This window comes from Pseudomonas sp. H1_D05 (genome assembly GCF_054682705.1).
In genome coordinates this window covers 2834597-2848866 of the sequence record NZ_CP162825.1, presented here as the reverse complement: position 1 = coordinate 2848866, position 14270 = coordinate 2834597, and the positions used below count along the sequence as shown (strand labels likewise).

The following is a 14270-nucleotide window of genomic DNA, read 5'->3' as shown; positions in this document are numbered from 1 at the left end:
ATTGAGCTCGATGCAACCAAAACGTCTCTGGATGAGGTGACGGTGCATTGAACAACACTAAAAAAAGAGGGAGCGTCATGCGCCATACCTTGATTTATTCCGCATTGCTGGGTGCCGGCCTGTTGGCCGCCTCGTCCGCCAGTTTCGCCGCCAGCAAAAGCCTGGTGTTCTGCTCTGAAGGCAGCCCGGCCGGTTTCGATACCGCGCAGTACACAACAGCGACGGATAACGACGCCGCCGAACCGATCTACAACCGTCTCGTCGAGTTCGAAAAAGGCGCGACCAATGTCGTACCCGGTCTGGCGACCAAGTGGGACATTTCCGAGGATGGTCTCAAGTACACCTTTCACCTGCGTGAAGGTGTGAAATTTCATACAACGCCGTACTTCAAGCCAACTCGCGATTTCAACGCCGACGACGTGCTGTTCACGTTTAATCGCATGCTCGATGCGCAACAACCTTTCCGTAAGGCTTATCCAACCGAGTTCCCGTATTTCAACGGGATGAGCCTGAACAAGAACATCGCCAAGGTCGAAAAGACCGGGCCGCTGACCGTGGAGTTCACGCTCAACAGCGTCGACGCCGCGTTCATCCAGAACATCGCCATGAGCTTCGCCGCCATTCTGTCCGCCGAATACGCCGACAAGCTGCTGGCCGAAGGCAAGCCAAGCGACATCAACCAGAAACCGATCGGCACCGGGCCGTTCGTGTTCAAGAGTTATCAGAAAGACTCGAACATTCGTTACACCGGTAATCAACATTACTGGGATCCGAGCCGAGTCAAACTCGATAACCTGATCTTTGCGATCAACACCGACGCCTCGGTGCGCGTGCAGAAGCTCAAGGCCGGCGAGTGCCAGATCACCCTGCACCCGCGCCCTGCCGATGTTGAAGCGCTGAAGGCCGATCCGAAACTGCAATTGATCTCCAAGCCGGGTTTCAACCTCGGCTACATCGCCTACAACGTTCGCCACAAGCCATTCGACCAGCTCGAAGTGCGTCAGGCGCTGGACATGGCGGTGAATAAACAAGGGATTCTCAACGCTGTTTATCAGGGCGCCGGCCAACTGGCCGTGAATGCCATGCCGCCGACCCAGTGGTCCTACGACGACAGCATCAAAGACGCCGCCTACAACCCGGAAAAAGCCAAAGAGCTGCTCAAGGCTGCCGGTGTCAAAGAAGGCACCGAGATCACCCTGTGGGCGATGCCGGTGCAGCGCCCGTACAACCCGAACGCCAAACTGATGGCCGAAATGCTCCGAGGCGGACTGGGCCAAGATCGGACTGAAAGTGAAGATCGTCAGCTATGAATGGGGCGAGTACATCAAGCGCACCAAGAACGGCGAGCACGACGTCAGCCTGATCGGCTGGACCGGTGACAACGGGGATCCGGACAACTGGCTCGGCACGCTGTACAGCTGCGATGCCATTGGCGGCAACAACTATTCCATGTGGTGCGATCCGGCTTACGACAAGCTGATCAAAGAGGCCAAGGTCGTCACTGACCGTGACCAACGCACCGTGCTCTACAAACAGGCTCAGCAATTGCTTAAACAGCAAGTGCCGATCACGCCTGTCGCCCACTCGACGGTCAACCAACCGTTAAGCGCCAGGATCGAGGGTTTCAAAGTCAGCCCGTTCGGTCGCAACGTGTTCTCGGGTGTCGGTATCGATTAAACCAGACGATTAGCCGCAATGCTGGGGGGCGCTGTCTAGCCCCTCACGCAAGCGCTTTGCCGAAATTCGCCAATCCGGCTTCTGGCAAACGTTTGCGATGTGTGAACGAGTTCTAAACCAATAACCGGCATACCAAAAAAAGCCGGCATAAAAAGAAAGTAAAGGAGCTTCACCCATGAAACTGAGCAGCACCGCGATACTGGCCCTGGCCATCAGCAGCATCACCGCCACGGCTTATGCGGAAACCCAGAGTCAGGCATTCACTCCGGTGACCGTCAACACCAAGAGCGCCCAGGCTGAAGCAACCGGCTTCGTCGAAGGACAGTCGATTACCGGTACGACGCGTAACTGGTACGCCAACGAACAACTGAAGCGCGGCGGCAAGTTCGCCTACAAGAAGAATGGTTCGCTGGCCGAAACCGACCGCCGGATCAACTGGGTTCAGGGCACCATCGTCAAGTACAACTCGGGCTTCACCGAGGGCACCGTAGGTTTCAGCACTGAAGTGGCAGCCTATAACGCGATCGCACTGGAGCGTGACCGCGAGAACCTCGCGGCCGGTAACGGTGGCGCGCCAAAAACTGGCACGGCGTCGGGTAACAACCGTACGCTGACGCACAAGGGCAGCGGTGATGCGGTCGATCAGTGGAGCAAGCTGGGCCTGGCCAACATCAAGGCCCGGGTTTCCAACACCACTCTGACCGCCGGCCGCATGGGCTTCAGCAGCCCGCAAGTCGACGTGATCGGTAACCGTGCACTACCATCGAGTTTCGAAGGTATTTCCCTGCACAGTGAAGAACTGAACAACCTGTCTTTCGACCTGGCCACTTTCGACCGTGTTTCGCCACGCTCGGAACAAAGCCTGCAGAAATTCCGTGCTGAATATGCCAACGGCCGTGTCGAATCCGACCACGTAAATACCGCCGGCATCACGTATCAGCCGCTCGAAAGCCTGAAAACCAGCCTGTGGGGCACTCAGGTCGAAGACCTGTGGAACCAGTACTACTTCGGTGCCACCCATGAATTGGGTGACAGCAGTGTCCTCGCCCTGACCACCGGCCTGAACTACTACAAGACCGTGGATGAAGGCAAAAAGCTGCTGGGCGATATCGACAACGATACTTACTCGCTGTCGTTCGGCCTGACTCACCAGGCCCACAACCTGACCTTCTCCTACCAGCAAGTGAACGGTAACGAGTACTTCGACTACCTGCACGAAACCAACGGCATCTACCTGGCCAACTCCCTGCTGTCGGACTTCAACGGCCCGAACGAGAAATCCTTCCAGGTTTCCTACGCCATCAACATGGCTGAATACGGCGTTCCAGGCCTGAAGTTCAACATCTACCAGGCGCGTGGCTGGGGCATCGACGGCACCCACTACAACGGCAACAAAGGCGTGGCAGGCAAGGGTTATGACGGCATCCAGGAACAGGATGGCGAACACCACTATGAATACGGTATCGGGGCGACCTATGCCGTACAAAGCGGTCCTCTGAAAGCCACCACCATTCGCGGCACTTACACCGCGCACCGTGCAAGCGAATTCCAGTCCGACGGCAGCATCAACGAGTTCCGTCTCGTAACCACGATTCCATTCAACATCCTGTAAAAACGCCAGCCGACGGCTGACTCATGATGAGTCGGCCGTTCGGCTTTTTGTCTTCAACCGATTGCAGAGGGTTATCGATGAAAATGCTTCCCCTACGTGCGGCCATCGCGGCTGCGTTGCTGAGTGTCGCTGTTGGCGTCTCGGCCAAACCCTTGGTGGTCTGCACCGAAGCCAGCCCGGAAGGCTTCGATATGGTCCAGTACACAACTGCAGTCACGGCGGACGCTGTGGCCGAAACCATCTTCAACCGCCTGGCTGACTTCAAGCCCGGCACCACTGAAGTGATCCCGGCACTCGCCGAGTCCTGGGACATCAGCGAAGACGGCCTGACCTACACGTTCCACCTGCGCAAAGGCGTCAAGTTTCACACCACCGAATATTTCAAGCCGACCCGCGACATGAACGCCGACGACGTGGTCTGGAGCTTCCAGCGTCAACTGGACCCGAATCACCCGTGGCACAAACTGTCGAGCGTGGGCTTCCCGTACTTTGAAAGCATGGGTTTCAAGGAACTGCTGAAGAATGTCGAGAAAGTCGACGACAACACGGTCAAGTTCACCCTGACCCGCCGCGAAGCGCCGTTCCTGGCCGATATCGCGATGGCGTTCTCCTCGATCTACCCGGCCGAATACGCCGACCAATTGCTCAAGGCCAACAAGACAGGTGACTTGAACAACAAGCCGATCGGCACCGGCCCGTTCATCTTCCAGCGTTATGCAAAAGACGCGCAGGTGCGTTTCAAGGCCAACCCGGATTACTTCCGTGGCAAGGCGCCGGCTGACGCGCTGATCCTGGCGATCGCCACCGACAACAACGTGCGCCTGCAGAAGCTCAAGGCCAACGAGTGCCAGATCGCCCTGTATCCGAAACCGGATGACATCCCGAGCATCAAGAAAGACAGCAACCTGAAAGTCGATGAGCTCGACGCGATGACCGTCTCGTACGTCGCCATGAACACCCAGCACAAGTACATGAGTGACGTGCGCGTGCGCAAAGCCATCGATATCGCCTTTGACAAGGAAGCCTATGTCAACGCGCTGTTCGGCAAAGGCAATGCGTCGGTCGCGGTCAACCCGTACCCGCCGACCCTGCTCGGCTATAACCACGACCTGAAGAACCCGCCACGTGACCTCGATGCCGCCCGCAAGCTGCTCAAGGAAGCCGGGGTTCCGGAGGGCACCGTGTTTACCCTGTTTACCCGCAACGGTGGCGGTCCGACCAACCCCAACCCGATGCTCGGCGCGCAAATGATGCAGGCTGACCTGGCGAAAGTCGGGATCAAGATCGACATTCGCGTGATGGAATGGGGCGAAATGCTTAAACGCGCCAAGGCCGGCGAACACGATATGGTCTCGGCCGGATGGGCGGGCGACAACGGCGACCCGGATAACTTCCTGACGCCTATGCTCAGTTGCGAAGCGGCAAAAAATGGCGAGAACTACGCTCGCTGGTGCAACGAGAAATTCCAGGCACTGCTGGATGAAGCACGGGCTAAAGTAGATCCGGCCGAACGCGCAAAGCTCTACGAACAGGCGCAAGTGCTGTTTAATCAGGATCAGCCATGGATCAGCATGGCCCACACCAGGATGTTTACTGCAATGCGTAACAACGTAGAGGGCTATCACATCAGCCCTCTCACCACTAATAACTTCGCCACTACCCAGGTGAAGTAGATAAGAAACTCCCGGCGTCCCTGACCCCAGGGATGCCGGGCACGCCTAACCGGCTGATGAGGTACCACACACGATGTTTAGTTTTATTGCCCGCCGACTGGGGTTGTTGATCCCCACGTTTTTCGGCATCACCTTGCTGACTTTCGCGTTGATTCGCATGATTCCGGGCGACCCCGTGGAAGTGATGATGGGCGAACGTCGGGTCGACCCCGAAATGCACGCTCAGGCAATGGAACGCCTAGGTCTGAACAAGCCGCTGTATGCCCAGTACCTGGACTACATCGGCAAACTGGCTCACGGCGATCTCGGCGAATCCCTGCGCACGCGTGAAAGCGTATGGACCGAGTTCACCTCCCTTTTCCCGGCGACCCTGGAACTGTCCATGGCCGCCCTGCTGTTCGCCGGCATTCTCGGGCTTCTGGCCGGGGTGATCGCGGCACTCAAGCGAGGATCTCTGTTCGACCACGGGGTGATGGGCATCTCCCTCGCGGGGTATTCGATGCCGATCTTCTGGTGGGGCCTGATCCTGATCATGTTCTTCTCGGTGAGCCTGGGCTGGACCCCGGTTTCCGGGCGCATCGACCTGCTCTATGACATCGAGCCGCGCACTGGTTTCATGCTGATCGACACGCTGCTGGCCGATGACGTTGGCGCCTTCTTCGATGCCCTGCATCACCTGATCCTGCCGGCCATCGTCCTCGGCACCATTCCGCTGGCGGTGATCGCGCGAATGACCCGTTCGTCGATGCTCGAAGTGCTGCGTGAAGACTACATCCGCACCGCCAGGGCCAAAGGCCTGTCGCCGTCGCGCGTGGTGTTCGTGCACGGTCTGCGTAACGCACTGATTCCGGTACTCACCGTGGTCGGCCTGCAAGTCGGCACCCTGCTGGCCGGTGCGGTTCTGACCGAAACGATTTTCTCCTGGCCCGGCATCGGTAAATGGCTGATCGAAGCCATCGGCGCCCGGGACTACCCGGTTGTGCAAAACGGCATCCTGTTAATCGCCTGCCTGGTGATTCTGGTCAACTTCGTAGTGGACATCCTCTACGGCTTTGCCAACCCACGCATCCGTCATCAGCGCTGAGGTCAATAACCATGAGCACTCCAACATCCTCAGTAGCCACCGCCGCCAACGCGGATCAAAGTCTGCTGTACCCGTCGCCGTACAAAGAATTCTGGCAAGCCTTCTCCAAGAACAAGGGCGCAGTTGCCGGCCTCATGTTCATGCTGCTGATCATCTTCTGCGCGCTGTTCGCGCCGTGGGTTGCGCCGCATAACCCGAGCGAGCAATACCGCGACTTCCTGCTGACGCCGCCGGCGTGGCTGGAAGGCGGGCAGATGCAGTTCCTGCTCGGCACCGATGAACTGGGTAGAGACCTGCTGTCGCGTCTGATCCAGGGTTCGCGCCTGTCGCTGCTGATCGGTTTGTCGTCGGTGGTGATGTCACTGATTCCGGGGATCCTGCTCGGTCTGTTCGCCGGTTTCTTCCCGAAGATGATTGGCCCGACCATCATGCGTCTGATGGACATCATGCTGGCCCTGCCGTCGCTGCTGCTGGCAGTGGCGATTGTCGCCATCCTCGGCCCTGGCCTGATCAACACCGTGATCGCTATCGCTGTGGTTTCGCTGCCGTCCTATGTGCGTCTGACCCGCGCGGCCGTGATGGGCGAACTGAACCGCGACTACGTGACCGCCGCGCGCCTGGCCGGTGCCGGTCTGCCACGTCTGATGTTCATCACCGTGCTGCCCAACTGCATGGCGCCGCTGATCGTGCAGGCGACCCTGAGCTTCTCGTCGGCGATTCTCGATGCCGCAGCGTTGGGCTTCCTCGGCCTTGGCGTACAACCGCCAACCCCTGAGTGGGGCACCATGCTGGCCTCGGCCCGCGACTACATCGAACGCGCCTGGTGGGTGGTGAGCCTGCCTGGTTTGACCATTTTGCTCAGCGTGCTGGCAATCAACTTGATGGGCGACGGCCTGCGCGATGCGCTGGACCCGAAACTCAAGAACGCCGCCTGAGGAGATTCCCATGTCACTGCTAGAAATCAAGAATCTCAACGTTCGCTTCGGCGACAAGACCGCGACCCCAGTGGTCGATGGCCTCGACCTGAAAGTCGACAAGGGCGAAGTACTGGCCATCGTTGGCGAGTCGGGTTCGGGTAAATCCGTGACCATGATGGCGTTGATGGGCCTGATCGAGCATCCCGGCATCGTCACCGCCGACTCGCTCAGCTTTGACGGCAAAGACATGCTCAAGCTGAGCAATCGTCAGCGTCGGCAAATCGTCGGCAAAGACCTGTCGATGGTCTTTCAGGACCCGATGACCGCACTGAACCCGAGCTACACCGTCGGTTTCCAGATCGAAGAAGTGTTGCGTCTGCACCTGAAAATGTCCGGCAAGCAAGCGCGCAAACGTGCGATCGAACTACTGGAAAAAGTTGAAATCCCGGGCGCTGCCAGCCGTATGGACGCCTACCCGCATCAACTGTCCGGCGGTATGAGCCAGCGAGTTGCGATCGCCATGGCGATTGCCGGCGAGCCGAAACTGCTGATCGCCGACGAACCGACCACCGCTCTGGACGTGACGATTCAGGCACAGATCATGGATCTGCTGCTGGCGTTGCAGAAAGAGCAGAACATGGGCCTGGTGCTGATCACCCACGACCTCGCGGTCGTGGCCGAAACCGCCCAGCGCGTCTGCGTGATGTACGCCGGCCAAGCCGTTGAAGTCGGTCAGGTGCCGCAACTGTTCGACATCCCGGCACACCCGTACAGCGAAGCGCTGCTCAAGGCGATTCCCGAGCACAGCCTCGGCGCCGCACGCCTGTCGACCCTGCCGGGCATCGTCCCGGGCCGCTACGATCGTCCGCAGGGCTGCCTGCTGTCGCCGCGCTGCCCGTACGTGCAGGACAGCTGCCGCGCGCAGCGTCCAGGCCTTGATCCGAAAAGCCACAGCCTCGCCCGCTGCTTCTTCCCGCTGAACCAGGAGGTGGCGTAATGGCCGTCGTACTTACCGCCCGCGACCTGACCCGTCACTACGAAGTCTCCCGTGGCCTGTTCAAGGGCCATGCGACCGTGCGCGCCCTGAACGGCGTGTCGTTCGAACTGGAAGCCGGCAAGACCCTCGCCGTAGTTGGCGAGTCGGGCTGCGGCAAATCCACCCTCGCCCGTGCGTTGACGCTGATTGAAGATCCGTCTTCCGGATCCTTGAAAATCGCCGGCCAGGAAGTCGCCGGCGCCGACAAGGCCCAGCGCAAGCAACTGCGCAAAGACGTGCAGATGGTCTTTCAAAGCCCATACGCGTCGTTGAACCCACGGCAGAAAGTCGGTGACCAGCTCGGCGAACCGCTGCTGATCAACACCAACCTCTCCGCCGCCGAGCGTCGCGAGAAAGTCCAGGCGATGATGAAGCAGGTCGGCTTGCGCCCTGAGCACTACCAGCGCTATCCGCACATGTTCTCCGGCGGTCAGCGTCAGCGTATCGCCCTGGCTCGCGCCATGATGCTGCAACCGAAAGTGCTGGTGGCGGATGAACCGACCTCGGCACTGGACGTGTCGATTCAGGCGCAGGTGCTGAACCTGTTCATGGATCTGCAGCAGGAGTTCAACACTGCGTACGTGTTCATCTCGCACAACCTTGCGGTGGTGCAACACGTGGCCGACGACGTGATGGTGATGTATCTCGGTCGCCCGGTGGAACTGGGTCCGAAGAACGACATTTACGAGCGTCCGTTGCACCCATATACCCAGGCGCTGCTGTCGGCGACCCCGACCATTCACCCGGACCCGAACAAGCCGAAAATCAAGATCGTCGGCGAACTGCCTAACCCGCTGAACCCGCCGCCAGGTTGCGCTTTCCACAAGCGCTGCCCGTACGCGACCGAGCGTTGCAGCACCGAAGAGCCAGCGTTGCGCCAGCTCGATAGCCGACAGGTGGCTTGCCACTACGCCGAGCAGTTCCTCGACGGCGCGGCGTAAGCAAAACTGGAGAGCGATACAAAACACTGTGGGAGCGAGCTTGCTCGCGAAGGCATTGAATCATTCAACATAGATGTCGCCTGATACACCGCTTTCGCGAGCAAGCTCGCTTCCACAGGGATCGCATTTCAAAGAAAGTGACGTGTTAACCAAACCCCTTCCCCCCCGATTGCGCATCAGTCGAGGCAGAAGGGGTTTTCTTTTGTCTGCGATTTACGTCTGGCCATCGCCTTCGTCATCCGGATCATCAGTGTCCGGCTCATCAGTGGTCGAGTCGTCATCATCGGCGCTGCCGCCCTGGTCCTGATCGCCCGGCTCGGACTCAGACTTGGCCAGCATCAAGCCGCTGTGCCCGACCTGGCCGTTGAAGGCCTGAGAATCGTGATCCTCGCACTCGGCCCAGGCCGTCGCGGTGCCGAGGGACAGCATGACCATCACTTTCAACAGCAATAAAACCCGTAGCAACCTGCTTTTCATAGCTGACTCCATCCTTTTTCAGGTGAGACATTCGTGCCTGACTGGCGCTGTGTGAAATCTAGTTCCGATCCATCGGGTTCACCAGATAGGACGCTAAGGAGCAGGCAGAAATGCCCTTCATGGAAAGACAGTTTTCGAATAATGCTCATAGCCGCAACAGCTAAGCGCCGCCGCGTGATCGCGTGGCCTGCCACGTCAACGGCATGGAAATCAACACCATCAGCGCACTCGCCAGCCACACACTGTGGCCGCCGAAATGACCGTACAACTGGCCACTGAGTACCGGTGACAACAGCGCACTGGCGCTCCAGCTCATAAAGAACAGGCCGAAGTACTGACCGCTTTTACCGCCTTGGGCAAAACGCATGGCCAGCACATTCAGCGGCGGCATGAAAAAGGCCTCGCCCAAGGTCCAGATCAGCGTCGACAGGCAGACGTAAAACAGCCCGGAGCCGAACGGCAACATACCGAGTCCGCAGGCCAGCAACACACTGCCGAGCAGCATTTGCCGGCGCATCCCCCAACGCTCGCCCCAGTGCGACAGCGGAATCTGCAGGGCGATCACCAGCAACGCATTGAGGCCGAACTGCCAGCCGATCGCCTCGGTGCTCAAGTGATAGTAATCACGCAGGTAATTGCCCAGCGTGCTGTAGACCGTGTCGAACGCGATGCCGAGCACGGCCGTCGCTGCCAGCAACCAGAGAAACGGTTTGTCGCGATACGGCACACCCGGACCACCGGCGCCGACTATCGATGACTCTTCATTGATCAGCACCGGACGCTGCCACGTGGTACGAACAAACCAGAGCAGCGCCAACAACGTCATCGCCGCGCTACCGAAAAACACCCAGCGAAAATCGGTCTGCGCCAACACCCCGCCCGCCACACCGGCGGCGGCCATCCCAAGGTTGCGCGCAACCCGACTCAACGCCTGCGCACGCGAGCGCTGCGTCACCTCGCAATACTCCATGATCAGCCGCTGATGCAGTGTGCGAATAGCCCCATCGATGGCCCCACTGAGCAACAACAATGCAGCGAGCAACGGCACCTGCGTCACCAGTCCCAGCAGAATCAGCACCCACACCGAAACAAAGAACAGCGCCGCCGTCAGCCGCGCCGTGCGCACATGATCACTGAGCCAGCCACCGAGCATCGACCCCAGCAGCAAACCCGCGCCGTACGCCGACAGCAACCAGCCAACCGTCTCGATCGCCAGCCCCAGTTCCTGACGCAGGTACAACGCCATGAACAGCTTGACCATGCTGCTCAAGCGATTGATGAACAACAGCGCCGCGAGCACCCAGGCCATCACGCCGAAATAGCCGTTCAGCCGTAGCAGGTGAGTCAGCCGACTCGTCATTCCATTGACCTCTCAAAGCGACGTGCGTGGAGCTGGAACACTAACGGTCAGCAGGCGGGTTGTCGCGTTCAAGAACATCGAGACCACAAAAAACCGAGTCGTCCTACAGCCATTGCGCGCGATAAAACCGTACCGAAGATCAAAAGCCCCTCACCCTAACCCTCTCCCGGAGGGAGAGGGGACTGACCGCAGTGATTACGAGAGCTACGCCGACGTGCAATACCGAGTCGAGCTCAGATTCTGAAACAGATCAAAAGCCCCTCACCCTAGCCCTCCCGAAACGTCGGACCGCCCGGAGGGAGAGGGGACTGACTGCAGTGTTTGGGAGAGCTACGCCGACGTGCGATACCGCGTCGAACTGAGGCTTTGAAAAACACACAAATCGGCCCCCTCTCCCTCGGGAGAGGGCTGGGGTGAGGGGCAAATCCAACACAAATCCAAAGCCGACCACGCCGTGCTCTTCACCACTCAATAGGCCGAGTGTCAGCTCGGCTGCAGCTCTTGATCTGTAGGGCGACGTCGGAAGGCTGAGTGGAGGGATTGATCCGGGCGAGAGAGCGCAGCGACCGTTTGGCGCAGCCAAACACAGCGAGAGGAGGTGCAGCGAAGCAAACCGTAGGCGCTGCGCCCGGATCGATCCCGCAGCGAAGGAACCCCGAGCCCCAGCGAGCGGGCCGTACGTAGGAGCAAGCGTTTTTTTGCTTACTTTTTTTAGGCGTTTGTAAAAAAAGTGAGTCGCCGTAAGGGCGAAACCGTAATCAGCAACACCCGCAGAAACGGATATACCCCCAAAACCAACCAAACAAAAAAAGCCCCCTAGGCATACACCTAGAGGGCTTCGGACAAACCAATTCAGAACTTAATGATGCTCACGCGTCGCCCGGAATTTCACATCCGGCCAACGCTCTTCCATCAACGCCAGATTAACCCGAGTCGGCGCAAGGTAAGTCAGGTGACCACCGCCATCGACCGCCAGGTTCTCCACAGCCTTGTTGGAAAACTCCTCAAGCTTCTTCTTGTCGCTGCATTCAATCCAGCGCGCGGAATACACAGTAATCGGCTCGTACGAGCACTCAACCTTGTATTCCTCCTTCAAACGGCTGGCGACCACATCAAACTGCAGTACACCCACGGCGCCCAGAATGATGTCGTTGCTGCGCTCCGGGAAAAACACCTGCGTCGCGCCCTCTTCAGCCAGTTGCTGCAGACCCTGACGCAACTGCTTGGACTTCAGCGGATCACGCAGACGCACACGACGGAACAGCTCCGGCGCAAAGTGCGGAATACCGGTGAAACCGAGGGTTTCACCTTCACTGAAGGTATCGCCAATCTGGATCGTGCCGTGGTTGTGCAAACCAATGATGTCGCCGGCAAAGGCTTCTTCAAGCTGTTCCCGCTCGGAGGAGAAGAACGTCAGGGCATCGCCGATGCGCACGTCCTTGCCGGTACGCACATGGCGCATCTTCATGCCTTTCTCGTACTTGCCGGAGCAAATGCGCATGAAGGCGATACGGTCGCGGTGTTTCGGGTCCATGTTCGCCTGGATCTTGAAGATGAAGCCCGAGAACTTCTCTTCCACCGGCTCAACGGTACGCTCGTTAGCGACACGGGCCAGCGGACGCGGCGCCCAATCAACGACGGCGTCGAGTACATGGTCAACACCGAAGTTGCCCAGTGCCGTACCGAAGAACACCGGGGTCAGTTGACCGTCGAGGAATTCCTGCTGGTTGAATTCGTGGCAGGCGCCTTGAACCAGTTCCAGCTGTTCGATGAAGCGGTCGTACTCGTCGCCCAGATGCGCGCGGGCTTCGTCGGAATCGAGCTTCTCGATGATTTTGGTTTCGGTGCGTTCGTGACCGTGACCGGCGGTGTAGACAATGATGTAGTCGTCAGCCAGGTGGTACACGCCCTTGAAGTCACGGTAGCAACCGATCGGCCAGGTGATCGGCGCAGCCTTGATCTTCAGAACGGCTTCGATCTCGTCGAGCAGTTCGATCGGGTCGCGGATGTCACGGTCGAGTTTGTTGATGAAGCTGACGATCGGCGTGTCACGCAGACGGCAGACGTCCATCAGCGCAATGGTCCGTGGCTCGACACCTTTACCGCCGTCGAGGACCATCAATGCCGAGTCCACCGCCGTCAAGGTGCGGTAGGTATCTTCGGAGAAGTCTTCGTGGCCCGGGGTGTCGAGCAGGTTGATCATGTGCTCGCGATACGGGAACTGCATGACCGACGTGGTAATGGAAATACCCCGTTGCTTCTCCATCTCCATCCAGTCGGATGTCGCATGGCGATCGGATTTACGGGATTTCACCGTACCGGCCACTGCAATCGCCTTGCCCATCAACAGGAGCTTTTCGGTGATCGTGGTTTTACCGGCATCGGGGTGGGAAATAATGGCGAAAGTGCGGCGTTTCGCGACTTCGGCGGCCTGGTTGGTCATGGGAAATCGCCTGGCGGTGATTCAAAAAAGGGCCGCGATTATAGCCCAACTCGATGCAATAACCGAACCGTTGAGCACATTAAGGGTGGCCAAATGCTGCCGCAGATGGGAACCTTTTAAAGCCCGGAGACGTCCATCCCCTGTTACGAATTTTCGTCAGGGGCTGAAAAATCAGCAAGTTAGCCTGACGAGGCTGCGCTCATGGCTCGCTTTCAGACCGCTTTTTGCCGGTGCTGAGGGAGCTGCTTCTCGCGAACGTTTATTCCCGGCAGCCATGTATGGCATGCCACACGGGAGGGCGTTCGCCGACTACAAAAAAAGGAGTCCGCCTGTGGCTATCCGCTATGGCAAAGGGCTGATGGGAGGTGCGGTGGTGATCGCGCTCCTGGCCCTGCTGGTCCACTGGATCGGCATCAACACGATCGAACACTACCGCGACGATTTGTTGTTTTACCTGCAAGCTCATCTGATTCTCGTCCTCGCTTCAATGCTGGCCGCCCTTGTCGTGGGCATCCCCGCCGGCATCTTCCTCAGTCGTCCGACCATGGTCGGTCGCGCTGAACGCTTCATGCAGATTTTCAATATCGGTAACACCGTGCCGCCGCTGGCCGTGCTCGCGATTGCTCTGGGCGTCCTCGGCATTGGCAGTGGCCCGGCGATCTTTGCTTTATTCCTCGCTTCGTTGCTGCCGATTGTGCGCAACACCTACGAAGGCCTGAAAAATGTCCAGGGTTCGCTGAAAGAAGCGGCCGTCGGCATCGGCATGACCCCGCGCCAGGTGCTGTGGAAAGTCGAATTGCCCAACGCCGTGCCGATCATCGTCGGTGGTGTGCGCGTGGCTTTGGCGATCAACGTCGGCACCGCGCCGCTGGCCTTCCTGATCGGTGCCAACAGCCTCGGCAGCCTGATCTTCCCTGGCATCGCCCTGAACAATCAGCCGCAACTGCTGCTCGGCGCCGCGTGCACCGCGCTGCTGGCCTTGCTGCTCGATGGCGTCGTCACCCTCGCCAGCCGTCTCTGGCTGGAACGCGGTTTGCGCCCGTCTTAAGG

General features: G+C 59.0%; 10 protein-coding genes and 1 pseudogene. 8 read left to right on the top strand and 3 right to left on the bottom strand.

Annotation, left to right across the window (positions count from 1 at the left end; all coding sequences use genetic code 11):
* Positions 1-77: 77 nt before the first annotated feature.
* The 7 genes and pseudogenes from AB4O11_RS12695 (at position 78) to AB4O11_RS12665 (ending at position 8940) form a co-directional block, all read left to right on the top strand.
* Positions 78-1677, top strand: a pseudogene (locus tag AB4O11_RS12695) (ABC transporter substrate-binding protein).
* Positions 1678-1852: 175 nt separating this feature from the next.
* Complete coding sequence (locus AB4O11_RS12690) at positions 1853-3289, top strand: OprD family porin (RefSeq protein ID WP_123594510.1); 1437 nt, start codon at positions 1853-1855, stop codon at positions 3287-3289.
* Positions 3290-3366: 77 nt separating this feature from the next.
* Positions 3367-4962, top strand: coding sequence for an ABC transporter substrate-binding protein (locus tag AB4O11_RS12685; RefSeq protein ID WP_093435859.1), 1596 nt, complete (start codon positions 3367-3369; stop codon positions 4960-4962).
* A 73-nt stretch (positions 4963-5035) separates the two neighbouring features.
* A complete protein-coding gene (locus tag AB4O11_RS12680; protein WP_075947650.1) occupies positions 5036-6046 on the top strand; it encodes an ABC transporter permease subunit in 1011 nt (336 codons plus the stop codon).
* Between the two features lie 11 nt (positions 6047-6057).
* Complete coding sequence (locus tag AB4O11_RS12675) at positions 6058-6981, top strand: ABC transporter permease subunit (RefSeq protein ID WP_134174556.1); 924 nt, start codon at positions 6058-6060, stop codon at positions 6979-6981.
* Between the two features lie 10 nt (positions 6982-6991).
* Positions 6992-7960, top strand: a complete 969-nt coding sequence (locus tag AB4O11_RS12670; RefSeq protein WP_093435852.1) for an ABC transporter ATP-binding protein — start codon at positions 6992-6994, stop codon at positions 7958-7960.
* A complete protein-coding gene (locus AB4O11_RS12665) occupies positions 7960-8940 on the top strand; it encodes a peptide ABC transporter ATP-binding protein (RefSeq protein ID WP_007917625.1) in 981 nt (326 codons plus the stop codon). The genes AB4O11_RS12670 and AB4O11_RS12665 overlap by 1 nt, the downstream gene beginning before the upstream one ends.
* Before the next feature lie 213 nt (positions 8941-9153).
* Here the strand turns inward: AB4O11_RS12665 and AB4O11_RS12660 are convergent, their stop codons facing one another.
* The 3 genes from AB4O11_RS12660 to AB4O11_RS12650 all read right to left on the bottom strand — a co-directional run bounded on the left by AB4O11_RS12660 (position 9154) and on the right by AB4O11_RS12650 (position 13220).
* Positions 9154-9417, bottom strand: coding sequence for a hypothetical protein (locus tag AB4O11_RS12660; protein ID WP_460089868.1), 264 nt, complete (start codon positions 9415-9417; stop codon positions 9154-9156).
* A 160-nt stretch (positions 9418-9577) separates the two neighbouring features.
* Positions 9578-10777, bottom strand: a complete 1200-nt coding sequence (locus tag AB4O11_RS12655) for an MFS transporter (protein ID WP_099757987.1) — start codon at positions 10775-10777, stop codon at positions 9578-9580.
* Positions 10778-11636: 859 nt separating this feature from the next.
* Positions 11637-13220, bottom strand: a complete 1584-nt coding sequence (locus tag AB4O11_RS12650; RefSeq protein ID WP_095049730.1) for a peptide chain release factor 3 — start codon at positions 13218-13220, stop codon at positions 11637-11639.
* A 358-nt stretch (positions 13221-13578) separates the two neighbouring features.
* On the opposite strand from AB4O11_RS12650, the gene AB4O11_RS12645 reads away from it, so the two are divergent.
* Positions 13579-14268 (top strand): ABC transporter permease, encoded by a 690-nt coding sequence (locus AB4O11_RS12645; protein WP_169844036.1) that lies wholly within the window; start codon positions 13579-13581, stop codon positions 14266-14268.
* Positions 14269-14270: the final 2 nt, after the last annotated feature.

What these genes read in the sequence shown, in the direction of transcription:
- AB4O11_RS12690 (WP_123594510.1), top strand. Translation starts at nt 1,853, where the DNA reads ATGAAACTGAGCAGCACCGCGATACTGGCCCTGGCCATCAGCAGCATC.
- AB4O11_RS12685 (WP_093435859.1), top strand. Translation starts at nt 3,367, where the DNA reads ATGAAAATGCTTCCCCTACGTGCGGCCATCGCGGCTGCGTTGCTGAGT.
- AB4O11_RS12680 (WP_075947650.1), top strand. Translation starts at nt 5,036, where the DNA reads ATGTTTAGTTTTATTGCCCGCCGACTGGGGTTGTTGATCCCCACGTTT.
- AB4O11_RS12675 (WP_134174556.1), top strand. Translation starts at nt 6,058, where the DNA reads ATGAGCACTCCAACATCCTCAGTAGCCACCGCCGCCAACGCGGATCAA.
- AB4O11_RS12670 (WP_093435852.1), top strand. Translation starts at nt 6,992, where the DNA reads ATGTCACTGCTAGAAATCAAGAATCTCAACGTTCGCTTCGGCGACAAG.
- AB4O11_RS12665 (WP_007917625.1), top strand. Translation starts at nt 7,960, where the DNA reads ATGGCCGTCGTACTTACCGCCCGCGACCTGACCCGTCACTACGAAGTC.
- AB4O11_RS12660 (WP_460089868.1), bottom strand. Translation starts at nt 9,417, where the DNA reads ATGAAAAGCAGGTTGCTACGGGTTTTATTGCTGTTGAAAGTGATGGTC.
- AB4O11_RS12655 (WP_099757987.1), bottom strand. Translation starts at nt 10,777, where the DNA reads ATGACGAGTCGGCTGACTCACCTGCTACGGCTGAACGGCTATTTCGGC.
- AB4O11_RS12650 (WP_095049730.1), bottom strand. Translation starts at nt 13,220, where the DNA reads ATGACCAACCAGGCCGCCGAAGTCGCGAAACGCCGCACTTTCGCCATT.
- AB4O11_RS12645 (WP_169844036.1), top strand. Translation starts at nt 13,579, where the DNA reads ATGGGAGGTGCGGTGGTGATCGCGCTCCTGGCCCTGCTGGTCCACTGG.